General features: G+C 62.3%; 30 protein-coding genes. 16 read left to right on the forward strand and 14 right to left on the reverse strand.

Annotated features, from left to right (window positions below; all coding sequences use genetic code 11):
• Nucleotides 1–2: 2 nt before the first annotated feature.
• The gene (ligD, locus tag ASC76_RS18060; RefSeq protein ID WP_056469492.1) at nt 3–2,630 is read right to left on the reverse strand and encodes a DNA ligase D; all 2,628 of its coding nucleotides are present in this window, start codon (nt 2,628–2,630) and stop codon (nt 3–5) included.
• Nucleotides 2,631–2,879: 249 nt separating this feature from the next.
• Here ligD and ASC76_RS18065 point away from each other — a divergent pair, with 249 nt between their 5' ends.
• The 4 genes from ASC76_RS18065 to ASC76_RS25485 all read left to right on the forward strand — a co-directional run bounded on the left by ASC76_RS18065 (nt 2,880) and on the right by ASC76_RS25485 (nt 4,612).
• Entirely contained in the window at nt 2,880–3,074 is a 195-nt protein-coding gene (locus ASC76_RS18065) for a DUF3606 domain-containing protein (protein WP_235580505.1), read from the forward strand.
• A 171-nt stretch (nt 3,075–3,245) separates the two neighbouring features.
• Nucleotides 3,246–3,536 (forward strand): hypothetical protein, encoded by a 291-nt coding sequence (locus tag ASC76_RS18070; protein ID WP_056469495.1) that lies wholly within the window; start codon nt 3,246–3,248, stop codon nt 3,534–3,536.
• Nucleotides 3,537–3,610: 74 nt separating this feature from the next.
• Entirely contained in the window at nt 3,611–3,937 is a 327-nt protein-coding gene (locus tag ASC76_RS24835; protein WP_235580506.1) for a hypothetical protein, read from the forward strand.
• 273 nt (nt 3,938–4,210) lie between these two features.
• Entirely contained in the window at nt 4,211–4,612 is a 402-nt protein-coding gene (locus ASC76_RS25485) for a hypothetical protein (protein ID WP_157615805.1), read from the forward strand.
• 66 nt (nt 4,613–4,678) lie between these two features.
• Here ASC76_RS25485 and ASC76_RS25490 read toward each other — a convergent pair whose 3' ends face one another.
• The 5 genes from ASC76_RS25490 to imuA form a co-directional block, all read right to left on the reverse strand.
• Nucleotides 4,679–4,924: a hypothetical protein gene (locus ASC76_RS25490; protein WP_157615807.1), complete on the reverse strand. Its 246-nt coding sequence runs from the start codon at nt 4,922–4,924 to the stop codon at nt 4,679–4,681.
• A 95-nt stretch (nt 4,925–5,019) separates the two neighbouring features.
• Nucleotides 5,020–5,202, reverse strand: coding sequence for a hypothetical protein (locus ASC76_RS18080; RefSeq protein WP_157615809.1), 183 nt, complete (start codon nt 5,200–5,202; stop codon nt 5,020–5,022).
• A gap of 37 nt (nt 5,203–5,239) precedes the next feature.
• Nucleotides 5,240–5,467, reverse strand: coding sequence for a DUF3606 domain-containing protein (locus ASC76_RS18085; protein ID WP_056469504.1), 228 nt, complete (start codon nt 5,465–5,467; stop codon nt 5,240–5,242).
• Nucleotides 5,468–5,574: 107 nt separating this feature from the next.
• Nucleotides 5,575–6,903: a DNA polymerase Y family protein gene (locus tag ASC76_RS18090; RefSeq protein WP_371262149.1), complete on the reverse strand. Its 1,329-nt coding sequence runs from the start codon at nt 6,901–6,903 to the stop codon at nt 5,575–5,577.
• Nucleotides 6,845–7,705 carry a translesion DNA synthesis-associated protein ImuA gene (gene imuA / locus ASC76_RS18095; protein WP_056469507.1) on the reverse strand — a complete coding sequence of 287 codons (861 nt, stop codon included), beginning with the start codon at nt 7,703–7,705 and terminating at the stop codon, nt 6,845–6,847. The genes ASC76_RS18090 and imuA overlap by 59 nt, the downstream gene beginning before the upstream one ends.
• Before the next feature lie 368 nt (nt 7,706–8,073).
• Here imuA and ASC76_RS26665 point away from each other — a divergent pair, with 368 nt between their 5' ends.
• Both ASC76_RS26665 and ASC76_RS24845 read left to right on the forward strand, forming a co-directional pair.
• Entirely contained in the window at nt 8,074–8,280 is a 207-nt protein-coding gene (locus ASC76_RS26665) for a DUF72 domain-containing protein (RefSeq protein WP_371262160.1), read from the forward strand.
• 211 nt (nt 8,281–8,491) lie between these two features.
• Complete coding sequence (locus ASC76_RS24845; RefSeq protein WP_200947195.1) at nt 8,492–8,818, forward strand: hypothetical protein; 327 nt, start codon at nt 8,492–8,494, stop codon at nt 8,816–8,818.
• On the opposite strand, the gene ASC76_RS25495 is transcribed toward ASC76_RS24845, so the two are convergent.
• Nucleotides 8,784–8,990, reverse strand: coding sequence for a hypothetical protein (locus ASC76_RS25495; protein ID WP_056469510.1), 207 nt, complete (start codon nt 8,988–8,990; stop codon nt 8,784–8,786). The genes ASC76_RS24845 and ASC76_RS25495 overlap by 35 nt on opposite strands.
• 283 nt (nt 8,991–9,273) lie before the next feature.
• On the opposite strand from ASC76_RS25495, the gene xerC reads away from it, so the two are divergent.
• Together xerC and ASC76_RS18115 are read left to right on the forward strand one after the other, a co-directional pair.
• Entirely contained in the window at nt 9,274–10,449 is a 1,176-nt protein-coding gene (gene xerC, locus ASC76_RS18110; RefSeq protein ID WP_082549268.1) for a tyrosine recombinase XerC, read from the forward strand.
• Nucleotides 10,442–11,206, forward strand: coding sequence for a hypothetical protein (locus ASC76_RS18115; RefSeq protein ID WP_157615811.1), 765 nt, complete (start codon nt 10,442–10,444; stop codon nt 11,204–11,206). The genes xerC and ASC76_RS18115 overlap by 8 nt, the downstream gene beginning before the upstream one ends.
• An 85-nt stretch (nt 11,207–11,291) precedes the next feature.
• Here ASC76_RS18115 and ASC76_RS26670 read toward each other — a convergent pair whose 3' ends face one another.
• The 5 genes from ASC76_RS26670 to ASC76_RS26390 all read right to left on the reverse strand — a co-directional run bounded on the left by ASC76_RS26670 (nt 11,292) and on the right by ASC76_RS26390 (nt 15,633).
• Nucleotides 11,292–11,492: a BPSL0761 family protein gene (locus ASC76_RS26670; RefSeq protein ID WP_082549269.1), complete on the reverse strand. Its 201-nt coding sequence runs from the start codon at nt 11,490–11,492 to the stop codon at nt 11,292–11,294.
• A 98-nt stretch (nt 11,493–11,590) separates the two neighbouring features.
• Nucleotides 11,591–13,138, reverse strand: a complete 1,548-nt coding sequence (locus tag ASC76_RS24855; RefSeq protein ID WP_162247142.1) for a TniQ family protein — start codon at nt 13,136–13,138, stop codon at nt 11,591–11,593.
• A gap of 20 nt (nt 13,139–13,158) precedes the next feature.
• Complete coding sequence (locus tag ASC76_RS18125; protein WP_082549271.1) at nt 13,159–14,145, reverse strand: ATP-binding protein; 987 nt, start codon at nt 14,143–14,145, stop codon at nt 13,159–13,161.
• A gap of 139 nt (nt 14,146–14,284) precedes the next feature.
• On the reverse strand, nt 14,285–15,262 hold the full coding sequence (locus ASC76_RS18130) for a DDE-type integrase/transposase/recombinase (protein WP_082549272.1): 978 nt from the start codon (nt 15,260–15,262) through the stop codon (nt 14,285–14,287).
• Nucleotides 15,263–15,501: 239 nt separating this feature from the next.
• Nucleotides 15,502–15,633, reverse strand: coding sequence for a transposase family protein (locus ASC76_RS26390; protein WP_162247143.1), 132 nt, complete (start codon nt 15,631–15,633; stop codon nt 15,502–15,504).
• A gap of 27 nt (nt 15,634–15,660) precedes the next feature.
• Between ASC76_RS26390 and ASC76_RS25775 the strand changes: the two genes are divergently transcribed.
• A complete protein-coding gene (locus ASC76_RS25775; protein ID WP_056469535.1) occupies nt 15,661–15,867 on the forward strand; it encodes a hypothetical protein in 207 nt (68 codons plus the stop codon).
• Here the strand turns inward: ASC76_RS25775 and ASC76_RS18140 are convergent.
• Complete coding sequence (locus ASC76_RS18140) at nt 15,851–16,579, reverse strand: hypothetical protein (RefSeq protein WP_157615815.1); 729 nt, start codon at nt 16,577–16,579, stop codon at nt 15,851–15,853. The two genes, ASC76_RS25775 and ASC76_RS18140, sit on opposite strands and share 17 nt — an antisense overlap.
• Nucleotides 16,576–17,187 (reverse strand): TnsA endonuclease N-terminal domain-containing protein, encoded by a 612-nt coding sequence (locus ASC76_RS18145; RefSeq protein ID WP_157615817.1) that lies wholly within the window; start codon nt 17,185–17,187, stop codon nt 16,576–16,578. Before ASC76_RS18145 ends, ASC76_RS18140 begins: the two co-directional genes overlap by 4 nt.
• Before the next feature lie 1,043 nt (nt 17,188–18,230).
• On the opposite strand from ASC76_RS18145, the gene ASC76_RS18150 reads away from it, so the two are divergent.
• The 7 genes from ASC76_RS18150 to ASC76_RS18185 all read left to right on the forward strand — a co-directional run bounded on the left by ASC76_RS18150 (nt 18,231) and on the right by ASC76_RS18185 (nt 25,575).
• A complete protein-coding gene (locus ASC76_RS18150) occupies nt 18,231–19,373 on the forward strand; it encodes a DUF3883 domain-containing protein (protein ID WP_056469544.1) in 1,143 nt (380 codons plus the stop codon).
• A gap of 5 nt (nt 19,374–19,378) precedes the next feature.
• On the forward strand, nt 19,379–19,774 hold the full coding sequence (locus ASC76_RS18155; protein WP_056469547.1) for an HIT family protein: 396 nt from the start codon (nt 19,379–19,381) through the stop codon (nt 19,772–19,774).
• 101 nt (nt 19,775–19,875) lie between these two features.
• Nucleotides 19,876–20,853: an HNH endonuclease gene (locus ASC76_RS18160; protein WP_235580508.1), complete on the forward strand. Its 978-nt coding sequence runs from the start codon at nt 19,876–19,878 to the stop codon at nt 20,851–20,853.
• Nucleotides 20,854–21,202: 349 nt separating this feature from the next.
• On the forward strand, nt 21,203–21,397 hold the full coding sequence (locus ASC76_RS18165) for a hypothetical protein (protein WP_056469554.1): 195 nt from the start codon (nt 21,203–21,205) through the stop codon (nt 21,395–21,397).
• Between the two features lie 118 nt (nt 21,398–21,515).
• Nucleotides 21,516–22,955 (forward strand): hypothetical protein, encoded by a 1,440-nt coding sequence (locus ASC76_RS18175; RefSeq protein ID WP_157615819.1) that lies wholly within the window; start codon nt 21,516–21,518, stop codon nt 22,953–22,955.
• Nucleotides 22,955–23,761: a hypothetical protein gene (locus ASC76_RS18180; RefSeq protein ID WP_056469563.1), complete on the forward strand. Its 807-nt coding sequence runs from the start codon at nt 22,955–22,957 to the stop codon at nt 23,759–23,761. The genes ASC76_RS18175 and ASC76_RS18180 overlap by 1 nt, the downstream gene beginning before the upstream one ends.
• Nucleotides 23,762–23,763: 2 nt before the next feature.
• Nucleotides 23,764–25,575: a hypothetical protein gene (locus tag ASC76_RS18185; RefSeq protein ID WP_056469566.1), complete on the forward strand. Its 1,812-nt coding sequence runs from the start codon at nt 23,764–23,766 to the stop codon at nt 25,573–25,575.
• Nucleotide 25,576: the final 1 nt, after the last annotated feature.

Genomic DNA, 25,576 nt, shown 5'->3' on the forward strand with positions numbered 1-25,576 from the left:
CATCAGTCCTTTGTCTTGAGCCCCATCGCCTTGCTGGCCTTGGTCAGCGTCTGGCGGCTCTTCCAGTAAGACGCCCAGGGGTCCGCGCTCTGGAACGACAGGTGCTCGCGTGCGGTAGCGACGGTCCATTGGTCGCCGCTCTTCAGCTCCGCCAGGTCGTCCCAACTCACGGGCATGGACACACCCAGCCCGGGACGCGCACGCGCTGAAAACGCCGCGGCGGTCGTGGCACCTCGACCGTTTCGCAGGTAGTCGACGAAGAGCTTGCCGACGCGATTAGACGGACCGCTCTTGGCGACGAAGCGCGAGGGAACGACGCGAGCGAGGTGCTCGACGACTGCCTTCGAGCACTTGTTGACCTGGTCGTAGTCGTGCTTTGGCGCCAGCGGCACAACGACGTGCAGTCCCTTGCCGCCGGACGTCTTCAGCCACGACTCCAGTCCCAGTTCATTCAGGAACCCCCGCACCAGCAGCGCCGCCTCCTGAATATGAGGCCACTTGGTCCCCTCGCCGGGGTCGAGGTCGAAAATCATCCGGTCCGGCGACTCGATATTCCTCTTGGTCGAGTTCCAGGTGTGGAACTCAATGACGTTCATCTGCGCGGCGCCGGCCAGGCCTTGCGCCGTTACCACCTCGAGCAGCGGCGCATGTTTGGGCCACAACTCAGGGTCCATCTCGACGACCCCCGGCATCGACGTCCGCTCTGAATGCTTCTGGAAGAACAGTTCGCCCTTGATGCCGGTAGGTCCGCGCACGAGTGCGCAGGGACGACCTTTCAGGTGAGGCAGCATGAACTCGGCCACCGACTCGTAGTAGCGCACCAGGTCGAGCTTGGTAAGTCCGGTGGACGGGTCAATCACCCGGTCGCCATGGCTGACCTTGATGCCGCCCGCCGCTGCCTTGCCAGCGGGCCGAATCGGGGTCGCGGACTCGGGCGTCTTCGCGGTCTCGCGACGAATCGACTTCGGCGCCTTGTCGGTGCGCAGCGAGATGTAGGCGCCATGTCGAATCTGGCCGTCGGGCGTGATTTCCGCGTACTCAACTTCGGCCACCAGCTTCGGCTCGACCCAGCGTTCGCTGCCGGGTCGGCGCTTCGACCAGCGCCCAGGTTTGCCGGGGCCCGCAGCGAACGGCGTGGCGTCGGTCTCGAGCTTCTGCAGCTTCGTTTTCAGCTCGGCGGCCTCGGCGGAGTTCCAGCCGGTGCCGACACTGCCGACCGAGGTCAGCTTTCCGGCATCGTCGTACACACCCAGCAGCAAGCTGCCCACCTGCGCGGACCCGTCGCTCCGGTCCGTGTACCCGCATACGACGAACTCTTGCCGAAGCTTGCACTTGAGCTTGAGCCAGGTTTCGGTGCGGCGAGAGACATACGGGGCATCGGTGCGCTTGGCGATGACGCCCTCGAGATTCATCTTGCAGGCGGACTGCAATACTGATGCCGGGTCGCCCGGGAAGGCGGCGCTGTAGCGAACGTGGTCGGCGCCCTTGTCGTCGATGAGCGCCTTGAGTAACCGGCGCCGCTCCCCCAGAGCGACGTCGCGTAGGTCGTAGCCTTCGAAGTACGGGACATCGAAGAGGAAATAGTCGATGCCGGCCGAGCTCGTCTTGCGGTCGAACGACTTTTGGAGCCGGTTGAAGTTCGGCGCACCTTTTTCGTCGAGAACCACGATTTCGCCATCCAGCCACGACGACTTGAGGCCCAGTTGCTTGAGCTCGGCCACGAGCCCCGGCATCTTGTCGGCCCAGTCGTGGCCACCGCGGGTCACCAGCGCCACTTCGCCGCCCTCGAACTTGGCCATCAGGCGGTAGCCGTCGAATTTGATTTCGTAGGTCCATTCGCCGGTGGCTGGGACGCCCGTGGCCAGTGTGGCCAGCTGCGGCTGCAGCTTCGTCGGCATCGGGGCTTTGACGGCGCCGGGGACGGCTGAGGGAGCCGACGACTTGGAGGAGCTCTTTGCCGCCTTCTTGGCGGGCGCCTTGGTCTTAGCCTCCGGGGCCGGGGCCGGTGCTGGTGCTGGTTGCTTTACGCGGGTTTTGAGCGGCTTGGCGATGACGCTGTCGGGCAGCGCGCTCACGACATCAAACTCCGACCGCGGACGGCCGTACTCGTCGCCGCGCTTCTTGAACAGCAGCCACTGTTCCTGCTTGGCACCCGCCTTGGTGATGTTCACCAGCTCCCACAGGCCCTCGAGCTTCTGACCGTGCAGCTCGAACATCAGCTTTCCCTCGCCAAGGCCTTTGCGCGCATCGCCTACCGGCTTCCAGCTCCCGTTGTCCCAGACGATGACCGTGCCGGCGCCGTACTGCTTTGGCGGGATGACGCCCTCGAACGACGCGTAGCTCATCGGGTGGTCTTCGGTGCGCACGGCCAGGCGCTTGTCGGCCGGGTCGAGACTCGGACCCTTCGGAACGGCCCAGGACAGCAGCACGCCGTCTAACTCGAGCCGGAAATCGTAGTGGAGGCTGCTGGCGGCGTGCTTCTGGATGACGAACGTCAGGCGCTCGCCGGTCGGCGCCTGCTCCCCGCGCGGCTCGGCGGTTACGTTGAAGTCGCGCTTCGCCCAGTATTTCGCGAGAGGCCCGGTGGGGGCCGAAGGCGGCTTCGTAGCGGCGGTCGTCCGTGAGTTCATACGGCCAGAACGTACCTCTAGCGGTGGTGGCTTGATGACGGCCGTCCGCTTCGACTGCTGTCAGACGACGCCGTGACCAGAATTGCGCACAAAGCAATAGCCCATCCGTAACGTCTAGGTAAGTTGGGGGGCCCTAATACGTGTGGTGTCGGACGCGCCCTGCGGAATCACGCGCTGTTCGCCCCCTGCGCGAGCAACGCTGTGGTCGCAGCATTGCGACTTCATTCAACACATCTGCAGGAGCACGCCATGTCCACCGACAGCATGACACCCGAAGCCAAGGACCGCGCATTCATCGACGCAACTGAAGAGGTCGAATTGAACGACTGGTCCAACCGGTTCGGGGTGACCAAGCAGCAGCTGCGAACCGCCATGGCCGCCGTGGGTGGCCGAGCCACCGATGTAGAAGCCTATCTCGCCTCGCACATCACGATGACCACATAAGGGCGCCACGCGACCATGGTGCAGACATCCCCCTAGGGTGCAAGAGCAGTGGCTAACAGGCTGGGCCTTGCGCTAGATTTCTGCAACGCAGGCGGTATCTCAAGGCGGCTCCAAGCGGATGCGTGGAAAAGCTTGAACGTATCGCGGACAACGCAGCAGTCGAGGACATCCATGCCGCTCTTCCTCTTCGGTCAGCCACAGGGCCAGCACGAGGTGCTTTGGTATCAAACCTCGACCTTCGAGTCGCTCGATAGGAGGCTCGTTCTGAACGTTGGAATAGACCTGTTCAGCAGGTTGCCGGGACTGCGCAGCGCCGGAAATGCCCGGGTGGTTGATGTCGCAAAACTCGCTTTGCCGCGGCACGCGATTCAGGGCAGCCAGTGGCTTCCTCGGCACGGCGTGTTCCCGGCCACGGTCGCGCCCGCTGAGAAAGACCGCTACGCGCTGACGATTCAGTTCTGAGAGCGGTCACGGTGGCTGCTCGGGGCGCTCCCGATTCGGACAAGTACCCGTCGACGCCAGACGGTCGCTACTTCGTGGTCCGCGGCCGCCTTTGGCGTAAGTCCAATCCCGAGCTGCCCGAGGCCGAGCGCAAGCGTCACGTGGACGCGCTGATGCATGCGCGGCGCATGCTGAGAGGGGACGTCGCGCCGGAAGTCAGGACCGCGGCCCGCTTGCTGGTCGATGCGGCCAAGACGGCTCTTGGCGAACGCGGACCGGTGTGGTGGACAGACAGCGCTCCGGACTACAACCGAAAAATGGCCACGTCGACGCCCTATGCCGGGTGGTACCGCGCCGTGACACTTGAGGTCGACCAATCCAACAGGCTCAGCGCGACCCCGGCAGCCCCGTCCCCGCCTTGATTCGACGCAGCAAGTCGACGTGCTCCCGTGCCGCGACCTCAGGCGACACCCGCTCACCCTCGTATGCGAAACTGCGCTGCGCCAGGCGACTGACGAGATTCGCATCGCTATCCGGGTCGGCCCCCAGCCACGCCACTACGAACCGATTGCACCATGCGGTTTTTTCCCGCATGACGGGGTATTGGCAAAGCTCGCTCCCGAGCCTGATGGCACCCTGAGTTGCGCGACGTATTGGAACGGTGCACGTTGGCGTTTTGTCTTGAGGTTGCCCCGTTGTCCCGACTTGCCGACACCTTACGAGAGCAGCAGGCGCTTCTTGTTCTGCTGCTGGAGCGCGCACCTCCCGCCGCTCCTGGCGAGCGCACGTTCTCGCCAACGCATATCCGCCGCGCGGCCTATGCGCACCTGAGCGTATTGCGCAATGTTGTTGCACTGGCGCTCGGTAGTCGGTTCGGAATGGAACAGCTTGTATTCGCCAGCGCGGTGCTGACAGCGACTCTCGCGCACGTGCTCCTATCCGGCGAAGAGCAAGACCTCTACGCCCGACTGCTGCCTTTGCTGACCGCGCTGTTCGAAGCAGAGCAGGCGCTCATCACGGCGACCACGCTCAGCCTGGATGAAGCGCAGTTGGACCGTTTGGGCTATGCCGCAGAGGAGTTGTTCGAAGTGCACTAAGGGCGCGGCGAACTCTCGTCGGAGCGCGGTCTGTCGCAGATGGGAGAGCTGTAGGCAACGCGCGGCTCAGTGACGCGCCGTGTTCTCCGTGGGATGGCTGTCGGGTCGGTTCGTTACTGAAGCGGAGCGCTCGAATGCAGCGTCGATGGCGGCCTCGGGTGGAGTGTCAGTCCACGCGCAACCTTGGGCTACGGCCGTCGCAATTACGACGGCGTCCCATGCCGAGATTTCCTGGTTGCGACTGAGCAGGCGCAGCGTGGCGCGCCGAATCCAGTCCGTCTTGCTGGCCGTGTACTCGCCGACTCCCTTCATGGAGCCTCCTGGTCACCGTCCGGAGGCGTGAGTCTGCCGCAGCAATATGACGCCGGCAAGTAGAAAGGCCCCGGTGCGGGCGGGGCTCGAGCCGCTTATCGACCGCTGGCGATAACGGCGGCAGCGATAGCGGCAGCGGCGGTCAGCAGCACGTAGAGCGTTTTGCGGCTGGGCAGCTTCAGCGGAGCCGTCGGGAGCTGCCGGGTGTCCGGGCGAAACAGCTCTCCATGGTCTTGCTCCCGCGGGTCGGTGGAGTCTGATTTCGGCAGGTCACTCATGGGCTCTTTCGTCATTCGGCGGCTTGTCCATCATCGCTCAGCTCTGCGATTTCGCACGCGACTGTGCATCAGCGTTGCTGGTCGCGTGGCTGCCCTTCAGGTGCATCTCCACGTCCGCGGCGCTGTCGCCAACGGCCTTCACGGCGTCGCGAATCTGGTCGGGCGTCGCGTCGAACTTCTTGGCCCAGTCCTGAAGCTCGTACTCCTCTTTGACGTTGATGCGGGTGCGGTCCTGTCCGCCGGCCATGGACTTGTTGTCAGACATGCTGGTCTCCTTCTTGGATGGAGGTCTCAGTATCGGCGTCAGCCTCAGCGGGTCTGCCAGCCAGTGACGTGCGCGAATGCGGGTGAGCACCTACATGACCGACCGGGTCAGGCGAACATCCCGTGCAGGAACCAAGCGGCCTCATCGTCGGCAAGGCGCGTCTGGAACACCCACAACACGCCGGCGTGCTCGCTGAGCGCCACCCAGTAATCGCGGGCGACGTTGCGCGTCTCCGCCTGGCCGTCCACCACGGTCCGGTCCCACCAGCCGCCCTCCACCCGGTGCGGGCCGGCAAGCAGCAGCAGGACGCCCTGGTACATCGGTCGGTCGCCGCGGGTGGCCAGGCGCAGCGGCTCCGGCAGGATGAAGGTAGGCTGCGAAACGTCGACCGTGCGCGCGAGCTTTTTGGCCCGGCCCTGAGGCGCCGGCTGCCAGTGGCACATCCATTCGACCCGGTGGTCCTCGGTCACCACCGGCCGCAGCACGCGCTCCGGGCCCAACCGCGCAGCGATGCGCTCGAGCACCAGCGCGAGGCTCTCGCCCGCCTGCTGGGGTTCCGGAAACAGCGTGAGCTCCTTGTCCTCCAGCGAATGGACCTCGGACGCCAGCAGCTCGAGGTCGCCCACCGGCGCGAGCAGTTCCACCTTGCTAAGGTGCTCGGCCAGCAACCGCGTCAGGTGCTCGATGTCGCGCGTCGGCGCGGCCGTGCGCACCACCAGCTCGCCACCATCGCCCGCCGACTTCGACCGCATCGCGTCATGACACCAACGCAACGTGAACGCCGTGACCCCGCAGTGCCTTGCCGCCAGCCAGCCCGCCATCTGCACCAAGAGGCGCCGCGCGCCGAAGAGGATTGCCGGCGCATGCTCGATGCGCGACGGCAGCTCGGATTTCATGTGGAAGTCGTCAGGCAGCTCCACCCAGTCGTGCGCCTCAGGCAGCAGGCCGTACGCCTGGTCGAGGGCGCCGAGCAATTCCGCCCCGAAACGCCGGCTCATGCCGCCCCGCGGCAGCGCCCGCACATCGCCCAACGTCTTGCACCCCAGGCGCGCAAGCGTTGCCTGATGCGTCGACACGCGGGTCAGCATGTCCAGCGGCAATCGGTCCAGCACCTGCTCCAGTGGCTTGGAGAACCCGTTCGACGTGCCCGACCTCGCCACCGCGACGGCGGCCAGGCTGGTCGGGGCCCAGGCGAGCTGGCGAACGCCCAGGTCGGCAGACTCTTCGCGAACTCGTTCCACCAGTTTCTTCTTGCCACCGAAGAGACGCACGCTGGCCTCGAGCTCCATCACGACGGCAGGCGACTCGGAGAGCGGCTCGATGACTGCAACGCGGGGTGTGAATTGGAGGCACCACGTCGCGAGTCCCGAGGTGGCCTCAGTGCGCCGCGACTCGTCGGACGGACGCTTGTCGGGGAGCAGGGCTGCCCACAACACGGGGAACCTCGGTGTCGCGCAGTTCGCGTGCGGCGAGCAACAAGCTCGGCTTCATCAACCGCGGCGTAAGAATTGAATCGAGCCCGCCGGGTATCGACGGCAGCAGAATGTCAGACTCGTGCGTCGGCCCCTTGCGCTTGAGCAGGTGAACCTGCAGCTCCCAGTCGACGCCAAGACGGACCTGGACGCGCAGCGGCGCCGCCGAAGGCTCGAACTCGGCCGCGGCGGGACGGCAGAGGAAGACCGGGCCATCGCATGCACCCGCGCAGACCTGGAGCCGGCGAATCTGTTCCTGGCGCGCCTGGGGAAGCCAGGACACGAGCAGGCCCGCTGAGTTCGACTTCACGAGTTGTTCGGTGACCCACAGGCGCTCCGACGGCGTTTCGGCCTGAATCCAGACCAAGTGGCGTTCGTCCAGCCCCGCGAAGCGCAAGCCAGGCAGGTGCGGGTGCTTGGGCGGCCCAACGATGACGACCTGAAGTCCGCTAGCCACCACTTTCCGAATCGACGGTGCCAGCAGTCGCCACTCGGTCACCGTGGGCTGAGGCTGAAGGATTTCAGTCAGGGAGTGGCAAGGCCAGCCGGCGCCCGGCAGCTCGGCATCGAGCGCTGGGAAGCCGCTGGACAGGACCGTGGTGACCGACGAGCCCAGCTCGGCGCCGCGCCAGACGGCGGAGCTCAGCTCCGGCGGCAGCTCGAGCGCCTGTCCGGGCGTGCGGCGGCCGCGGTGACATCGAGCGCTTGGAAGGGGTGCCGGGACCGGCTCATCTTCGTCGCCGGTCCATCGCAACACGGCCGCCATTAAGGGACTCCTAGTACTGTATGGGCGTACAGTATGCACGACCGGCCGGCGGCGCGACAGCGTCACGTTGGCTCGCTCTGACCGATGCGATGAACGATGGCCAAACTACTAAAAGACCCAGTTGCCCCAGGTGACGGCGCAGTCGTCGGCGCCGCTCCGGGTGCGGGCGAAGAAGTTTTGGTGTCTGAACTTCCGCTCGAGCTCGAACCAGAGCCTGCTCCGGAGCCGCTTGGACCGCCCGGGCGCCCGAAGATTCTTGTCGGGACCGCGTCATGACTGACCCGGGACTTATCAAGTGTGGTCGCTTCTACCCCAAGGGCTGCAACTCAGCCGAAGCGCGGCTCCGTTACTACGCGACCCGGTTTCCGATGGTCGAGGTCAACAGCAGTTACTACGCGCTACCGAGCAGCAGCAATGCCGAACTCTGGGCCGAGCGAACGCCGCCGGACTTCAACTTCAACATCATGACGGCCGTTTTGTTGTCGCCCGAGACGAACGAGTCAGCGGCTGCCCCCATGACCTGCCTGCGCATCATCCATGACCACGAGCCGAATCGGTTCGCTGCTTCGTCATAAGGCACGCCCTTGTTTTGCTCGGGCAGAACGGGGTTGCCCACCCACAACATGCCGTGCTGCATGCTGAAGATGAACTTCGACAGAAGCGTCGACTGCTTGTCGCTGATGGGAGTGACGACACCGTGAATCCCGCAGCCACCTTGCCTTTGAGCCTCTGCGTTCTCCACAGGCCGCCGGTGGCGCCCATGAAGGACTTGAACGGACCTACTTCGTGGTCCGCGGCCGCCTTTGGCGAAAGTTCAATCCCGAGCTGCCGCAGGCCGAGCGCAGGCGTCACGTGGACGCGCTGATGCATGCACGGCGCATGCTGAGAGGAAACGTCCCGCCGGTGGTCCGGTCTATGGCCAGTCTGCTGGTCGATGAGGCAAAGACAGCGCTTGGCAAACGCGGAAATGTATGGTGGACCGATGATGCGCCGGACTACAACCGAAAAATGGCCACGTGCACGTTCTTTGCCGGGCGGTACCGCGCCGTGACAGTCGATGTCGACCAGCCCACCAAGCTCAGCGCGAACGCGGCGGCCTCGTCGTCGCTTTGATGCGACGCAGCAAGTCGAGGTGCTCCCGTGCCGCGAGCGCAGGCGGCATCTGTTCACCCTCATGCGCGAAACTGCGCTGCGCCAGACGACGGACGAAGTTGGCGTCGCCGCCCGGGTCCGCCAGCAGCCACGCCCCGACGAACCGGTGGCACCAGGAGTCTTCTTCGCGCATGGCGCCATATGGGCAAAGCGCGCTCCCGGGCTGGCGGCAAACCCGAAGTTGCGTGCCACGCTGAAGCTGTGCACGCTGACGTTTTCACTTGTCCGATTTAAAGGTTCCCGACTTGCCGACACCTTGCGAGCGCAGCAAGCTGGACATGCAGCCTAGCGGCGCCATTAACGAAAGGCAAATGTGCGCATATATGCACCTGTGCAGAGTCGTCGGGCTTTGCGGTCCAGTTGCTCGCGAGTTCGACAGCTCGTAGATTCCGCGAAGACCAGCAGGAGACGTCGGCATGCGAAGAACGAGCGGTATGGGACATACGCAGCGGCTCCCCGAACTGGGCGGACCGACGGTGGCGACCGTGGCCATGCTGCTCAACCGCTACGCGCACGAGTTCACGGTCATCAAGGGCGGCTGTGAGGCCGAGCTCGGGAGAATCAACCACTACCTAGTTGGCGCGCGTTTGCCTGCACTTCGCCGCGAACTCATCGACGGCTCCCATCAGCTGCTGCCTAAGGAGCACCCGATTGGCTCCAAGACGCCGGCAGGATGGCAAGCCCACTTGGCCAAGAGACGCAGCCGCAGAACCCGGACCTACGACCTGATACGGGCTATCGGCGCCACTCGCTGCGCTGATTTGTCCACCCGTCAGTTGCGTGAGCTGAGCACAACGATGAAGGCAGAAGGCTTGACTCCAAGCACGGTGCAGAAGGAACTGGCGGTACTCAAAGCAGCGTTCAACGTGGCCATTCGCGAGTGGCATTGGGACGGATTCCGCAACCCCGCGGTCGGCATTGCACTCGGGCAGTCGCAGCATCGCTTCGTGCGCCTGACACCAGAGCAAGAAAGCCGCCTCGTTGATGCCTTGACCGAATGCGACAACCCGCAGTTCTGGCCAATGGTTGAGCTTGCGCTGGTGAGCACGATGAGACGCGGTTCACTGTTGAAGCTCGAATGGGACAAGCTCAGCCTAGAAACCCGAGAGGTGCACGTTTGGGCGAAGGGGAGCAACGTCACGCTGCCCCTGTCGCAGCGAGCCGTGCAACTGCTCCGAGCAGTGCCGAGAAACGACACGCCGTTCGTCTTCTCCATGAGCAAGAACGCAGTAAAGCTGGCGTGGGAGGGAGTGCGAGCGAAGGCGGGCCTCAAGTGGCTGCGTTTCGCGGACTTGCGCCATCTGGGAGCGACCTTCTATGCGCGAGCAGGTCTGAACGCACACGAACTGCGTTTGGTACTGGGTCACAAGACGACGAAGATGGCCGAGGTGTACGTGAACCTCGTGAATACCGACGTCATCGAAGCGCTTGACAGGGCCGAAACCAAAATGCCGGTCACGCGAAGCCTACCGACAGGGGGCGTGCGCGTACGCCGTGAAACATGCACCATCATTGCCGAGCGTCGAACAGCCAGGTTGAATGGCGAGCCCAGACTGCCGGCAAACGTCGTCCGCTTGTTCCCACGTGAATGAAGATTCGCCTGCGGAATGGAAATACAAAAGGCCATGCGACAGCGCTTTCGTTCGGGCATATCTGAACTCAGATGCGACTCCTGTGAGTGCTGAGCCGATAGCCTCGAGCAAGGAGCAAGCGTGGACCGTCGTGCTTGAGGATTCGATACGCGTTCTCCGCAAAGGAGTGACGGCTTCGGAGTTGAAAACTCTGCAGCGCCTGCTGGCAGTCCTTGTTGACCATGTCGACAATCTGATTCTGCAGAAGTCGGTGAGCCCGGCTGAGTGGGCTCGCGCCATGCAGGAGGACGCTGTTGCGGAGGTCGTCCTCCGCGAGGTCCATTCGCGACGCTCTCGACCCATGACTACGGCGAAATCGATTCGCGAAGGCAAAAAGTTCATGGCGCGTGCAAAGGAAGCCGAGGCCGCCAGAACATCAGTGCTCATCGAGACCGGCGAACTCATCACCTCTGGAGAGCTGCAACGCCGCCTTCAGGTGAACCGGCAAGCCGTGAGCCGCGCACTGAAAGAGTTAAGGCTGTTTGCCGTATCAAGCCCGACCGGCGAGAGCTTTTACCCAGCTTTCTGCACGGAGGCGACGCTGGACCGCCGCTCCTTGGGGCGGGTGTCAAAAGCGCTTGGCGCGTTACCGCCGTTAGCCAAGTTCGACTTCTTCCATCAGAAGTCCCGCCGACTGCAGGAATCGGCGCTCGATGCCTTGCGCAAGGGGCGGTTGGCCGAGGTACTGGCGGTCGCCGCTGAGTATGCGGAACGATAAGAATTGGGGCACCGCACCTGGCGCGACGATGGACTGGAAAGCCTTTCCGCGATTGCTTGATGCCGGGGTGTGCGCCAGCCCAAACTCAGTCGAGCGGTCTTCCGAACCAATGCGGACAAGCGTCGTGAGCCAACGCCAGGTCTCCTCGGTCGGGGAAGTGTCGCAGCAATGTGCGGGCTTCCTCGCGGACGTGTTCGGGCACGTCTGGAGTGGCTGACCGGTCGATGAGCCGGCGGAATTCTCGGGTGCCTAGGACCGCGTTCGTTCGTTCACGTGGCAGAGTCATATGAGAGGCGTGAGTGTCGGTGAATAGCAAACCGTGTGGAAGCTTTTGCGGGTTGACTCGCAGTTCAGCGTTCGCCTTGGTCCGAAGGCGGCATCGCCTTACCTAGCTTTGCCGGTCTCGTTCTGAGGCCAGTTGGACAACGCGCGCAACCGCTGCTCGCACACGCGCAACGAAACCAAATTGAACGGGGGCTCCCAGCCAAACGTTGGCAGCGACCCTCCGACGACCTGCGCAATTGCCCATGCGAAACGCCTTGCATCGAAGGAGAAGTCTGCGGCCAGACCCAAGGACACCGCGTGGCCGTCGTCAGCTTGCGGCACGTCGACAACTCGCTCACGGATGCGACTAAGCAACTCGCTGACGCTGCGCGGATAAATTGCCATGCTGCCGTCCGTTAGGCTGAGCGACGTCAGCAGTCTCATACCGACCAGCTCGTCGGCAACACCAGGCCAGCCGAGCAGGGCATCGGCCTCTTGAAAGGTCGGCATGGCGCACACGACACGATGCAACTCGAGGACCATATCCATGTCGTAGCCGTCGTCGCTCGGTTTACAAGCGTCGATGTTTTCAGCAGCCAGCAGTTCGTTCAGCGAAACCAACTTCAAGTTCAAATGCTCGGCAAGCTCCGGCAGGTTCAAGATGCGCGGCATGCGACTGCCGAAGGTCTCTCCTGCTGTGGGGTAAAGGGGCTTGTCGGTACCCCAGCACAACATCGCGCTGACGTCCTGGGTCAGGTTGACGTCGCTACAGGCTTCGCGCAACAGGCGCACTCGCTCGTCGCGAACAAGCCACGAGGCGTATGGCCAACGCGCCAACGCGAGGGAGCGCAAGGCGTCGGCGTCCAGTCGACCATCGACAACGGCGGAGCCCAACCGCCGCAAGGCCTGGACCCGGCGTGCAAGGGGGAGAGTCTCCAGACCCTTCTTAAGGCCGTACTCCGTGCTTTCGCCGAAGGCCGGTAGCAGCATCAAGCGAAGCAGGCCCGATAGCTCCTGCGGCTCGAGGGGAATCGTGTATGCGGCCGTTCCAAAGGCGCACGTGCGCGGCTCCTGTACCAGGCGCGCCGCCATTACGACTACCTCTTCGACCGCCGAGGGGGCCGCTGCATCGAGCGCAGCGGCGCAGGCGAGGCACCGGCTCAGCTGAGTTCTGTTGAATCCCAGGGCCACGCTGCAGGCCGGGCAGCGGTCCAGCAGCCGAACGGCATGCCGGGTGCACACAGGTGCTTGGACGAACTCCCAGTCGACGCGTGCAAATCCGGCGTCACGCAAGCAGGGTCCACAGATAGCCTGAACTCGTCGAGAACGGCTGTGCTCCGGCCATTCGTAGGCGCCGTGCAAGACTCGGACTTCTGTGCCGCCGTCGATTGCGGAGCTCAGCGTCGTGACTCGAAAGTGGTCAAGTGCTCCGGCGGGCGAGCGCGTCACACGCTCCAACGTCTGCAGGGCAGCGGTGCTTTGCGCAAGGTCATGAATCGAAGTGACCGGTGAGCCTCCACACTCTGCCAGGAGCCGAAACAGGTCCGCCATGCGCGGGACGACGTTCTCGGCGCAATGCCACTGGACGAAACTGGCCAGGCTCTCGGCAGGAAGCAGCGCGCGACGAATGACGAACGAAGGGAAGGTCGGGTTACTGGAATGGAGCATGTCGTACGAAAGCGCTGCGGTCAGGTAACGTCTGATTTGGTCAGCCGCGCGTTCAGCTGCGCGGCCAGCGACGTCACTGTGTCGATGGGAAGCGAAAAGGGGTCGTGCTTGTCGTGCCGAAGCCGGCGCGGCGCGACGGCGCGCCACGCGGCGCTGAAATGCACAGGCCCGACGGACGCGGCGCCGGCAATGGCGCCGTTGGCGCATGCCCGACGCACCAAGCTGACCAAGCGGCCGAACGAACCTTGGCCACCGAGATAGAGGCGCTTGAGCATGTCACGGGAAGCCAGCGCGTACCCCGGCGCGCAGACGAGTACGGCGTCCATCGCCTCGAGCACCTCGCGCAGGTCGAGTAGGTCGTCGTTCAAGTCGAGCCGCAGGTCCTCGAGATACTCGCGTTGCTCGAAGCGCATCGGCAGGCCGTCGCTGCCGTCAAGGAAGGCATCGACAGAGAGTGGGCCCATGGCGATGATGGGTTTCGGATAGGCCGATACGACGGTCTTCAGGGTAGAGGCCATGGCGACGCGCTTGTTTCCGCTTTTTCCTTCGAACGCGTGGTGCAGTTCGTCTAGCCCCAGGCCCAGGGCGTCACTGCGGGCCGCTGCCAACTTCTTGAACCGCTCTTCGAGTTGCCCGCGCGTCCCCGATTGCGACACCGGGTCACCGTGCGCTGCGAGCAGCATCTGCAGTAGGTCTCGGGGAGTCGTTTCCGACGACAGCGTCACGATGGGCAGCGGACTGGGCTGTTCCGGCGAGCGCTGCAACTGCCGCCGCAGCGCACCCTCGAAGTGACGCAGCGTGGTTGTCTTCCCGGCACCGCTGTCTCCCAGCAAAGCGAAGCCTTGATGACTACACGCATGCCGTGAGGCCATGAACAGGCCCTCCATGGCCTTCAGGGCTGCGCCATGGCGCCGTGTCTTGACATAGACCGCGTTCAGTCGCGCATAAGCACACTTGAGCGGACCGTCGGGCAGGTCGGGCCGCAGGTCAAGTTCGGCAACGCTCACGGTTTGTCTCCGGTCAGCAGAGAGCGCAGACGCCAATCGCTTTGGGCCGCAGTCGCGGTAGCCTGCGCGAGCGCCACCCTACCGGATGGCCTCGACGCTGAACAACGTTGACGCCATGGCAGAGCAGCGTTCGCGGTACTCACTGCGTGCTCTCCGCAAACACCTTGCTGAGCATGCTGTCCAGGTCGCCGGCTGCTTCGGGCGTCGGTCCCGTTGCGGCGGGTACTTCGTCTTCAAGTTCGACAGCCTGAGACTGCCGCAGCAGTTCGGCTTCCATGCGACGCAAGGTCTTCTTTCCTTCGCGCGCCGCGAGCTGGTAGGTGGCCATCAACTTGGCCTCCGCCAGTGCCAGCGACCGCCTGTCGTCAGGACTGAAATTCATCGTCCGGGCCTGCTGGCGCGCGGCGAGGTGGTACGACAGCGTGCGCGGCCAGACGAACTCATCGACGCAATCAACCGAGATGATTTCCTCGGTGACAGGCCGCAGCACTTTGATGGTCTTCAAGTTCAGCGGGTTTACCTTGAAGGTCAGCCGCGTGCCTTGAGGAACGCGGTTCCACAGTTGCCCCAGCGCGGTGTTCTGATACTGCAGCCCCGCGAACGTCAGGCCGGTCTGGCGCACGGTCGCGACGCGAGTCAGCGCGCAGGCGGCATCGAACTCGTCCATCGACAGGGGAAGCCGGACCGGCCATTCCGCGATGCCACGCAGGTAGCGACGCGTCGGCGTACCGTCCTTCGTGCGACGAGGAGACTGGTTGTGCACCGTGCGGATGTACTGTTCGAGCAGCAGTTCGAAGGTTTCAATCGTGAACGTCGCGTCGTCGCGGCCGCTGTAGTTCAGGTCGCTCGTCGGTTTGCCCAATGTCGTGCCAGGAAGCCAGTGGATGAATCGCGTGTTCAGGGTCCGACCGAACCGCTCGATAACGCCCTTGTACCAAGGCGAGCGTGCCGGTGTGAACAGCAAGTCGATACCCAGCGCCGTGCAGCAATCCTGAACGCCGTGCGAGGTCAGGTCCAGACCATTGTCGACCACCAACTGGTCCATGATTCCGCAGGCGGGCCAGGGCACCGCATCAAGCTCTTCGCGAAGGCGGGTCTCAATGGTTTCCGCCTTCATTTGTGTCCCACAGGTAGCCACAGGAAGTCGACCGGGACGACCTCGGCGTCATAGCAGCCTCCGGCGCGGACGCGATGCCATCGGGTGCTGTCGGCCGGCTGACCGCCGAAAGTGTAGAAAGAGTTCAGAGGATGCTGGTGCATAGGTGTGCTTCGCGGGGTGAGGATGCCGCTCATGCAGCGGCTCGGCCGGCGCGATGGCGCCGGCAGGGTCATAGGTAAAGGGCAGGCTTAGTTCGGCTACTTGGGCAGGATGGCGTGCCGAAGCGCCGCCAGCACTGACGCCGCCGACGGCGGCGCGTACGTCAGGTGGTAGCCGACCACCATGCCCGAGTAGTGGTCGACTGCCAGCGTCAACCAGGGGCGGCCCATCGGCGCGCCGGTTCGACTGCAAACCAAATGCACATCACACAGGAAATGGTCGAGTTCGACACGCTGCAATGGACGCGTGGTGACAACACCGGCGGCGCGCGGCTTGCGTTTGGCGTTGGCGACAACCGCTCCATGGCGGGCGCGCATCAGCTGATAACGGTCGACTGTCAAGGCGATACGGCGAACCGTCTCACGACCGACCCGGAAAGGTTTGAATTCAAACGACACGGCTGAACCCCTTCGAAGTGGGCTTGGCTGGTTGCTGTGGCAGCCGCGCGAGGAATTCCTCTACGGGGTGTTCGTCGCCCTCTTTGCTGATGAACGTGTGATATCCGAGTTCTTTGGCGACGTGCGCCAGTGCCTCATTCATCACGCCGTTCAAGGTCGCGTGCTTGGTGCGACCCAACAAGTCTTCAATCTGTTGGCGCAAAAGCTCTTGTGCCTTGAGTTCGATGCGGGGCTTCCGTTGACGGATGGCGCCCGCGTCCTGCAGGAACACTCCGGTGTCATAGTTCGACAGCACCAGTCGCCGTACCCATCGGTAAACCGAGTGGGACGAAGGCGGACGGCTGTCATTGATTCGCGCGGCGACTTCTTCGATGGCAGTCCGAAGCCGAGCGCTGAGCGGGCCGACCGGATAGAGATGGACGCTGGCCCTGGCGTACGCGGCGCGGCGTGCGACACAAAGGCTTTGGTCGCGAGACAGCCGCCTCAACGTGGGCTGACGTGTCGGTGTGTGCTTGACCTGGGTATCCGCAGCCACGGACAGTCGTCCGTTCATGCGCATCAGAGCCAGTTCAGATGCACTGAAGTCGACTTTTGCATCGGACAGCGGATTGCGCAGGCGGACCTGACCCGTTCGCTCGTCGAACGAGTGGACGACCATCTGGATGCCGTTGATAACGTACTCCGAGTCGACCGAAAACGAGAGGGGCGGGGACTTCATGACGGCAGCCTCCAGACCGGCGTCGCGTCGCATAGGCGGGCACTCTCGAGGTCGACGCCGAGTTCCTGGTCCCAAAGCATCCGATACAAACTACCAAGGTCTGCAGTGCCGACCCGTTCTCGAAGCTCCCCCAGACCGGTCCCCTCACCGTCGCCGACAGCGGCCAGGACCCTCTCGCGCAGAGCCTGGCTGCGGGCCCACGCCGAATAGCGCTTCAGCGTGCGCAGGTTGTCCATGCGAAAGCCGCGCCGCAGCTGGTCGGATTCGACGATATCGAATTCGTACCCCGAGTTAGTCAACTGCGTTCGGGCGGCGTCGAGCTTCCGGACCATATCCAGCTCCGGTGGCGACTCGGAGTGCTTGAACTCGCGAAAACCGATGACGCCGCTGTGACGCACGTATCTCACGTCCGGGGTGTATTTGCGCGCAACGCCGTCCACGACCAGTTCGAGCGTGACGGGCTGGACCTGGAAACTCATGATGCCTTTGTCGTATTCCAAGTCAACGAGCCCATCGGCTTCCACCGACGACTCGGTCGGAGCGATTCCCAAGGCCTTTGCTGAGGCCACGACCTCCAAAACCCTTAACCGTCCGGCGTTGGTGACCACTCTGGTCGCCGTCCTTCTCTTTGCCATTCGCATACTCCTATCGAAATATTGGACTTGCGAATCATCGGCCATTCCGCAGGGTTGGCAAGGCAACTTGATATTGCCAACTTCGGTTTCCGGACGAGCGTCACGATTATCTTTGAAATGCATCGCAAGTGCCTGTCGTGCATGACATATGTACGCCAACCTCAGCGCAAAATGCAGTACACTACGCGTAGAAGTTGTGGGTATTAAATACTATAGCAACCGTAATCCGGTTCCCAATAAAAAGTCGGCTTGGTAAAAGAACTTCGTGTTTTTATGATTTAGCCGTCCTGCTTGCCAAGCTAAAGAATAGCTACTAAAGGGACCGGTCGATATTTAGAAATCGTTAGAAGCTGGATAAGACCAACCCTTTCGGCTAACCACGGGTGTTCTATATCAATCGGTAGTTCCTTAAAAATCTCCTTTTGGGTGAGTGTGCTTTTAGCTGACTTTTGCTGGGCCACGCCGAGCCAATCAAGTTCCGAACAGACCAACGCCATATCAGGGCCGTAGGGGACGACAGTCGTCAAGGTGCAGGGGCGCACGCCACCATCACATCTGTGATGTATCGCTGTAACGTCTGTTATCGCTGTCCCGCAGAGGGTTCCAGCGCTACGACAAGAGACGGGAGGTAAGAGCGCGCAGCGTGGAACAAAGAGGTTCGCGCTTCGTTGTTTTGCCGAAAGTGACGGTGCGACAACGGCTTAGGCAGCTAGAAGCGTGTGGTGCCGTCGGATGGCCGTTCGCAGGTAAAGATTCGAGGCTTAGGCTAAAGCCCGACGCAGGCCGCAGCCCAGCATTCGCTCGAATGCGATAACGCAGTTTTCTTGGTTCGGCTGTCTTCTGTGCTCGGCGTCGACCTGAACGAGGCGGTCAAACACAAGCTTGATTCGAACGCTCAAAAGTACCCGTCCGGGGACTCCACGCCGAAGCGAACATGAGACGCTCCCTCACCGTGGTGATGGACCACAGTAGTCCTTAGCCGCTCACCAGGCACAGCAGAACAATGAGGGCGAGCGTTGTCTAAGAGCCTTTCTCAATTGCGAAGTCCGGCCTCAGTACAGGCCGCACTCGACGAGTTCGTCAAGCTCGGAAGGTCTGCCTTCCTTGAACGCTATCAGTTCGGGAAGTCTCGCGACTACCTGGTGCGTGACCCACGGTCTGGGGAGCTGTGTGACTCCAAGGCGATTGTCGGGGCCGCCTACGGGGTTCAGTTCCCAGAAGAGGGCCCGCTGAAGCCAGAAGACTTCTCTGGCGGGGAAGCTACCGTCGTTCCGAAGCTGCAAGGCTTAGGCTTCGAGGTGGTTCGCATCGGCGAAGATTGGTCCGCCGAGGAGGTTCAAGCCACGGTCGCCTCGTACTTCGAGATGCTGCGCCTGGAAACGCTGCAATCCACCTATAAGAAGACCGAGTTCAATGCGGCGCTGCGTCAGCAGCTGAAGAGCCGCAGCAAGGCCTCCGTCGAGCTCAAGCACCAGAACATCAGCGCGGTGCTCCACAGCATGGAGCTGCCCTTCATTTCGGGCTACAAGCCTCGAAGCAATGTTCAGCTGCTGCTTCGGAAGGCTGTTCAGCAGTTCGTGCTGGGCCACTCGGACATGGTTCGGCAAGTCGTCGATGCCATGGAGGAGGTGAAAACGCCTGGGGAGAAGACGTTCAAAGCAGTGGTCGTGCAACCCCCGCCGGTTGAGCTTATAGCCAAGGTGGAGAGTGGTGCGCCACGTGTGAGGCTTCCCCGCAAGGTGGACTTCGCGGCCCGGGATGAATCGAACCGCAAGCTGGGACGAGCCGGTGAGCAGTGGGCCATTGAGTTCGAACACCAGCGTCTCGCAGACGCTGGTGTTCCTGAACTCCTCCAGCGTCTCGACTGGGTGTCTGACCGGCTAGGCGACGGCGCAGGGTACGACATCCTTTCCTACGATGCGCCAGGGGAACCGAGGTACATCGAGGTCAAGACAACCAACGGCGCCCACGCCTCGTCGTTCGTCATCAGCCGAAATGAGTTGGACTTCTCCCAGGAGGCTGGAGACGCCTTCTTCCTGTACCGCCTCTTTCAGTTTCGCCAATCACCATCGCTGTACATGCTTCGGGGTGACGTCTCCAAGCAATTGCACATCGAGCCAATCGACTACAGAGCGTCATTCAGGCGCGTGATTGGCTGACGCCCATGACCGAAAGACCCTGTCTCTTTTGCACCTTGCCTCGTAAGCGCGTCCTCGGCGAGAACGCGCACGCCGTGTGGATTCGCGACGGATTCCCCGTGTCCCCAGGACACAGCTTAGTCATCCCAAAGCGCCACATAGGTTCCTACTTCGACACTTCGGAGGCAGAGCGCACGGCTATGCATGCGCTCCTAGTCGAGGCAAAGCGCGCGGTTGATGCCGAACTCGGGCCGCAGGGGTACAACATCGGCGTCAACGATAGCCTGGCGGCCGGTCAGACGGTGCCGCACCTGCACATCCACCTCATTCCGCGGTATGCCGGCGACGTCGCAGACCCCAGAGGCGGCGTCCGCTGGGTGATTCCGGGCAAGGCGGACTACTGGTCCGGGCAGCAGTCGTGACGCACGCGCCACCGCCTTCCGCCGACACGCAGCTGTCTTTTCTTTCCAGGGTGCAGCGCCTGTTCAACGAAGGCGACTTCACGGCCACGTACAAATGCGCCATGCTCATCGCGTTGGCGGACCTCGCCGTTGAGCTTGGAAAAGATGATGGCGATGAGCTCTCGCTGACCGTCCGGCAGATTGCAGAGCGGTTCGTGCAGCTGTACTGGCGGCAGGCCACTCCGTACGGCATCGGCCGACCCGGGGCTGAGCCCGCGGTGCTCAGCCAAAACCTCGGCACTCAGGCAGCGGTCGTCGCTGAAATCGCCGACTTCAGGGCAACGTGCGGCGTCATGTCTCCGCAGGCTGCGCGCTCGCATCCCAAATACGGGGCGCTGGTCAGCAGCGTGGGCGCAACCGTGTCGGCACAGCCGCTGGCGCGCTTGCAGAACTTCGGCGGCATCACGGACAAGTTCTTGTACGAGCGCTCAGCAAAAGGCGCTATCAGGCTGAAGCCCGGGGTCGCTTTCTGCCTGCGGCGATTCCACTCGCTGATTCAGCAACTGGCGCGTACGCGCTGGATTGGCCATGTCAAGGCCAACACAAGAAACCACGGCGTCCTGGGCGACGTTGATGACCTCGAGGACTTCCTGTTCGCAACGCCACGGCAGTCGCTGCTTCTCTTGGGGGCCGGGCTGCGTAAGATTGACGGAGCGAAGTGCTTCTACTGCGGAGACGTCCTTGCTGCCTGCGACGTCGACCACTTCATGCCATTCTCGCTGTACTCACGGGACTTGGCGCACAACTTCGTTCTTGCGCACGCCAAATGCAATCGCAGCAAGTCCGACTCGCTTGCCGCCAGACCTCATCTGGAGAACTGGCTTGAGCGCCTCCTGCGACACAAGGACAACATCTCCGAACTTGGCCAGAAGGTGGGCATCGTCGTCGACTCGGCGGTGTGCCACCAAGTGGCAGGATGGGGGTACTCGAGCGCCAAGGCCGGAGGTGGACACGCCTGGGTGCACGAAAGGCAGTACGAGCTCATCGACGACGGCTACACGGGGCTTCTGGGGGCGGGACGAACCTCGTCGGAGATTTGAACGGCGCGCCGAAACGTCGCGCCGCGCTCGCGCCGCATGCGACGTAGCCAAGGAACGCGCGGCTACGGCTCTGGCACCAACACTAACTCCGCCACCTCGACCTCCATTTGCCTTAGTGGTCAGGATGCGCTTCGGCCCGCGCAAATGCTTTTCACGCAGCCAGTGTATTGGCTGGGTGAGCCTTCCTGGGCTCGTCGGCGGCTTGAACAGGGTGCGCCTGAGTACGCCGGCAAGTGTCGCGAACTGTTTACCCCCGAAGTCGGGGAGAGGGCGCACAAAGGCCAGATTCTCCCTATCCGAAACGACTCGATACATGTATCGTAGGCCGCTATACAGGATTGACCGTTCCATGTCCGCAGAAAAGACCGTCGCCGTCAGCTTCCGGGTCTCCCCTCGCTTCAAGCTTTTGCTTGAAACGGCAGCGGCCCGTGAACACCGGTCGCAGACGAACATGCTCGAGACGCTTTTGTTCACCTACTGCGAAAAAAAGGGGCTGGACATTGAACCTGACCAACCTTCCAAGAAGAAAACGCCCGCCAAATGACCGCCAGCCTACTGAACCTGCTCGGGCACATTCATCCGGTACTCCGAAATCACTCGGGATTGCCGCTACTGGTCTTCGTTCTCGTTTGGCGGTTTACCGCTTTCTTCATGGATGACAAATGGGACTGGTAGGGCGGTTTTGGAATTGGCTTACGGCTTCTACACGCGCTTCTCTCAACAAGGGGCATCCTGACCTAAATCCGATAGATGTCGACCAACTAGCCAAAGACCTGCGACTCGCGGAGGAAGGCAAGCGCCTCGGGGAGGCAGGCTTGCCGGCGCCAGATGCGAAAGCGCTTTCCGGCCCTGAGGCCGCGGCGGTGCAACGTGTCGAAAAGGCTCGCCAAGACTACGTCGACTGGGCGGTCCGGCGTTTCGGCATTCTTAGCGGTGACATTAGCAAACTCAACGTAGCGCAAGCGGTCAATCGCGCCCGACAAGCAGACAAGGAATTCGAGAGGAGGGCAAGCACACTGCTTTCCGAACAAGAGGGTGCGCTTCGCAGTCTGGGCGACACGGCAATGCGTCGAAAGAGCGAGCTCGACGCGTTCCAAGCCAAGCATAGGCTGACAAGAGAGGCCAACTACCCGTCGGGAACAGGAAAGTTCCTTCGGGTGGGCCTTCTGTTCGTGCTAATCGTTCTGGAAGGTGCTTGCAACGCCACGTTTTTCGCTCAAGGTCTGACAACCGGGCTTCTTGGGGGATTCGTTTGGGCCGGCATCCTCGCGGCCTTGAACGTTACCGTTGCCTACCTGCTCGGTCTCTTCGGTGTCCGATACCTGAATCATCGGCACTTCGGCTGGAAGCTGCTAGGAGTGTTGTGCTCTGTCGCCGCGCTGGCTGCGATGATGGCGATAGGCCTTGGCATCGCCCACTACCGCGACGCCTTGACAAGCGAGGCTTTGGACCCTGCCAAATCAGCCTCCCAAGCCTACATGGCGAGTCCCGTTCAGCTTGCCGACATATCTTCTTGGTCGCTTTTTGGCATCAGCATCTTCTTCGCCGTCATCGCACTTTTTGACGGTTTGTTCTTCGATGACCATTACCCCGGCTATGGAGTAATTTCTCGGCGGACTCAAGAGGCCATCGACGACCACGAGGAGGAAATGGGCACGATGCGCACGCAACTTGAAGAGTTGAAGGAAGAGGAGTTGAAGTCGCTCGACAGGGTGCTTCAGGAATCGCAAGCCGCCGTCGCCGTCTTCGAGTCGCGCATAGAAGACAAGCGGAGCGCCAGTTCTAGGCTATCCAACGCGCTCCGGGACGCCGACAACTCGTTGGATGCCTTGCTGAAGAAGTTCCGAACGGAGAACCAACTTCATCGCACAGGCTTGGCTCGCCCGCCTTACTTCGACACTATGCCTGAGCTTCTCAAACTGAACGTTCCCGACTTTGACACGACCGCGGACGAAGACGCCCTGGCCAAACAGCGCGAGCTCGTTAATCAGCTTCTTGCAGAAGTCCAGCAAGTGCGGGCAAGCATCCAGGCTTCCTTTAGCCAGCAGTTTGACCGACTCAAACCCCTTGGCACGCACTTCCCGCGGAAGGGAGATGCGTGATGGCGACGCTCGGCAAGCGCGCGAAACAGCGCCGGCTCAAGAACATCGTTCTTGGGACGCTAGCTTTCGCGTTCGTGGGAGTTGTTGTGGCCGGCGGCGCCTACTACACGCTGACGAGGCCTCCAGGCCTTGACAAGGCGTCGCTCTGCCCAGCAAGCGGTCCAAAAGGTCACTACGTCCTACTGGTCGACAAGACAGACCCATTGACGTTCACGCAGAAGGAAGCGTTCACCGTCACGCTGAGAGAACTCGTCGAAAGGCGCATTCCGCAGGGCTACTTGTTGTCGGTGTTCGTCCTGGGAGAGGATTTCAAAGAAAACGCAAAGCCGTTGGTGGAGTTGTGCAATCCAGGAACCGGGGAAGACAAGAGCGAACTGACGGACAACCTGCGACGGTTGAAGAAGCAGTACCAAACGGGGTTCCTTGAGCCTCTGCTCAAGCAGTCCGAATCATTACTTGCGTCTCAGCCCGCGAAGTACTCACCCATCTTCGAGATGATGCAGCTAGTGGCCGTCAACGGCTTCAGAGCGCACGACGTCAAGGGCGAACGACGACTCGTCGTGATGTCGGACATGCTGCAGAACACTCCGCAGTACAGCATGTACAAGGGACCGGTGGACTATCCGTCCTTCGCGTCTTCGACATACGGGCAAAAGGCCCAACTCGAGATGCGTGGCGTTGAAGTGGAAATCCACTACCTGATGAACGCCCCTCAACTTCAGACCAAGCGAAACCTGAAGTTCTGGGAAGACTACTTTGCAAAAGCGGGCGCACGTATCGTCGCTGTCCGACCTTTGGAAGGTTGACAATGGCCCGCATCCTCGACATTCGCGTTCAGAAGCTATTTCTGGTCGTACTCGTTCTCAAGGTCCTTTCCTCGGGCATGGGCTGGTACTTCGGGCGTCCGTGGGACCTGGGTTTTGCCGTTCCGCTTGCTCTGATGTCTGCGTACATCCTCATCGGGCTAAAGCGGAACGACAAAGACGTCACAGACGAGAAGTTTGCCGACACCTGCTACTACCTCGGCTTCATCTTCACCATCACGTCCATCATTTTCAGCCTGTTCGACCTACCGAACATTGGCACGAAGATTCAAGATATCGCCGTGCGCTTCGGCGCTGCGATGGTCAGCACGGTGCTTGGTCTTGCGGTTCGTGTCTACCTCGTGAGTTTCAAGCGGGATGTCGCCGACGCCATCCACGATGCCGAAGAAGCCGTCATCGAGGCATCGCAGAAATTCCGTGAGCAGTTGGTCATTGCATTGGAGAAGTTGCGCGACTTTCAGGCCGACGTTTCCCTCGCCTCAAAGGCCACTGTCGAACGCGTCAACATGGAGGTCGAGGCCCTGTCGAAGAACCACGCCGACAAGCTCACCGATTTCTTCGGCGAGCTCACCAATCGAAACCAGGAGGCGTTCACCGGGGCACTGGCTGAGGTGCGCGGAGCCAGTGTTCGCCTATCCAACTCCGTCGATGGGTACTCCAAGGGCATGCAGACCAACCTCGCGAGCATTGAGCAGCGTGTAGGCGCTTTCACGGACGCAGTGACCGACCGTCTGAGAACCACCACATTCCCGGACGAATACTTTTCCAAGAACTTGGCGGGACCCCTCAGCCAGCTTCAGGGCGCGGCGGCCGAGATTTCCGGGACAGTCGTGCGTGCGTCAACTGAGGTCGGAGAATCGACCGTCGTTCTCGCCGGGGCGCTGAAGAAGTTTCGCGCCAAGGCGGCAGCGGCGGAGGAGTCGCTCGACACCGTGCTCAGGCTGACCGAGCAGCAGCAAGCCGTTCTTGCTTCTTCCCAGGGCCAGCTCACAACGCTTGAGCAGCTCAACACAACCCTCGCTGGCTTCGACGGCCTCTTCGCGAAGACACTTGATGGGCTCAACGCCAGCAACGATGCATCCGCGGGCCTTGCAAGCCGACTGACTGTGGTCACTACCGAAGGTACCGAAGCTCGACGGGCGCTCGACAAGTCGCTTGCCGAGGTCGTCTCGAAGCTTGGCGCGAACGCGCACGCAACGGAGACTCTGGGCACGCAGATGGGCGCTACAGCGCAGGCCTCGAAGCAGATTGCAGCCCAGCTTGCGGAAAGTGCAAGCACTCACGCTACTGTGGCGGGCAAGTTGGCTGCCAACTCGGCGGCCTCAGCGCTTGTCGCAGGCAAGCTTGACGGCATTGCGACCGCGGACGTCGAGGCGGCGAAGACGCTTACGGCGCTGGGCAAGAACGCAGCTGCAGCCATCGAACGAGTCGATGCAGCCGTCGAGCAACTACACAGCATGGTTCAACAGCTGGCGTCCCTTGATTCCACTCTTCGAGCCCAGGGTTCGGACCTTAGAGAGGTAGCGGGGCGGATACAGGATGCCAGAGCTAGCTCAGCGCTCGATGGGCCGGCGCCGTACGTCGCGCCACCCCTGAGGGAGACTGCGACCGGCGGTATGGCACCAGCGCACGCCAACGGGCACCTGAGCGCCAGCAAGCTTTTCACTGCGCTCGGCGAGGCCCCGTCACCAGACTCGGCCGCGCTCAGCCCCGCCCCTCTTGCCCTCGAACCTCCGCCGGCGCCGAACGGCATTGGCTTGGTTGGCCCGGCGGCGCAGACGCCCAGTGGCACTTAAG

Origin of the sequence: Rhizobacter sp. Root404 (genome assembly GCF_001425865.1) — a bacterium.
In the GTDB taxonomy this organism is placed as follows: Bacteria; Pseudomonadota; Gammaproteobacteria; order Burkholderiales; family Burkholderiaceae_C; genus LMDS01.

Excerpts from the sequence above, each read along its gene's own strand:
- ASC76_RS18180 (WP_056469563.1), top strand. The coding sequence starts at position 22,955 with ATGGCGACGCTCGGCAAGCGCGCGAAACAGCGCCGGCTCAAGAACATC.
- ligD (WP_056469492.1), bottom strand. The coding sequence starts at position 2,630 with ATGAACTCACGGACGACCGCCGCTACGAAGCCGCCTTCGGCCCCCACC.
- ASC76_RS18155 (WP_056469547.1), top strand. The coding sequence starts at position 19,379 with ATGACCGAAAGACCCTGTCTCTTTTGCACCTTGCCTCGTAAGCGCGTC.
- ASC76_RS26390 (WP_162247143.1), bottom strand. The coding sequence starts at position 15,633 with ATGGGCCGCCCCTGGTTGACGCTGGCAGTCGACCACTACTCGGGCATG.
- ASC76_RS18165 (WP_056469554.1), top strand. The coding sequence starts at position 21,203 with ATGTCCGCAGAAAAGACCGTCGCCGTCAGCTTCCGGGTCTCCCCTCGC.
- ASC76_RS18065 (WP_235580505.1), top strand. The coding sequence starts at position 2,880 with ATGTCCACCGACAGCATGACACCCGAAGCCAAGGACCGCGCATTCATC.
- ASC76_RS18160 (WP_235580508.1), top strand. The coding sequence starts at position 19,876 with ATGCTCATCGCGTTGGCGGACCTCGCCGTTGAGCTTGGAAAAGATGAT.
- ASC76_RS26665 (WP_371262160.1), top strand. The coding sequence starts at position 8,074 with ATGGTCGAGGTCAACAGCAGTTACTACGCGCTACCGAGCAGCAGCAAT.
- ASC76_RS26670 (WP_082549269.1), bottom strand. The coding sequence starts at position 11,492 with ATGACTCTGCCACGTGAACGAACGAACGCGGTCCTAGGCACCCGAGAA.
- ASC76_RS25775 (WP_056469535.1), top strand. The coding sequence starts at position 15,661 with ATGCACATCACACAGGAAATGGTCGAGTTCGACACGCTGCAATGGACG.
- ASC76_RS18130 (WP_082549272.1), bottom strand. The coding sequence starts at position 15,262 with ATGAAGGCGGAAACCATTGAGACCCGCCTTCGCGAAGAGCTTGATGCG.
- ASC76_RS24855 (WP_162247142.1), bottom strand. The coding sequence starts at position 13,138 with ATGCTCCATTCCAGTAACCCGACCTTCCCTTCGTTCGTCATTCGTCGC.
- ASC76_RS18185 (WP_056469566.1), top strand. The coding sequence starts at position 23,764 with ATGGCCCGCATCCTCGACATTCGCGTTCAGAAGCTATTTCTGGTCGTA.
- ASC76_RS18140 (WP_157615815.1), bottom strand. The coding sequence starts at position 16,579 with ATGAAGTCCCCGCCCCTCTCGTTTTCGGTCGACTCGGAGTACGTTATC.
- imuA (WP_056469507.1), bottom strand. The coding sequence starts at position 7,705 with ATGGCGGCCGTGTTGCGATGGACCGGCGACGAAGATGAGCCGGTCCCG.
- ASC76_RS18080 (WP_157615809.1), bottom strand. The coding sequence starts at position 5,202 with ATGAGTGACCTGCCGAAATCAGACTCCACCGACCCGCGGGAGCAAGAC.
- ASC76_RS18070 (WP_056469495.1), top strand. The coding sequence starts at position 3,246 with ATGCCGCTCTTCCTCTTCGGTCAGCCACAGGGCCAGCACGAGGTGCTT.
- ASC76_RS18085 (WP_056469504.1), bottom strand. The coding sequence starts at position 5,467 with ATGTCTGACAACAAGTCCATGGCCGGCGGACAGGACCGCACCCGCATC.
- ASC76_RS25495 (WP_056469510.1), bottom strand. The coding sequence starts at position 8,990 with ATGCGCGAAGAAGACTCCTGGTGCCACCGGTTCGTCGGGGCGTGGCTG.
- xerC (WP_082549268.1), top strand. The coding sequence starts at position 9,274 with ATGCGAAGAACGAGCGGTATGGGACATACGCAGCGGCTCCCCGAACTG.
- ASC76_RS25490 (WP_157615807.1), bottom strand. The coding sequence starts at position 4,924 with ATGAAGGGAGTCGGCGAGTACACGGCCAGCAAGACGGACTGGATTCGG.
- ASC76_RS18175 (WP_157615819.1), top strand. The coding sequence starts at position 21,516 with ATGGGACTGGTAGGGCGGTTTTGGAATTGGCTTACGGCTTCTACACGC.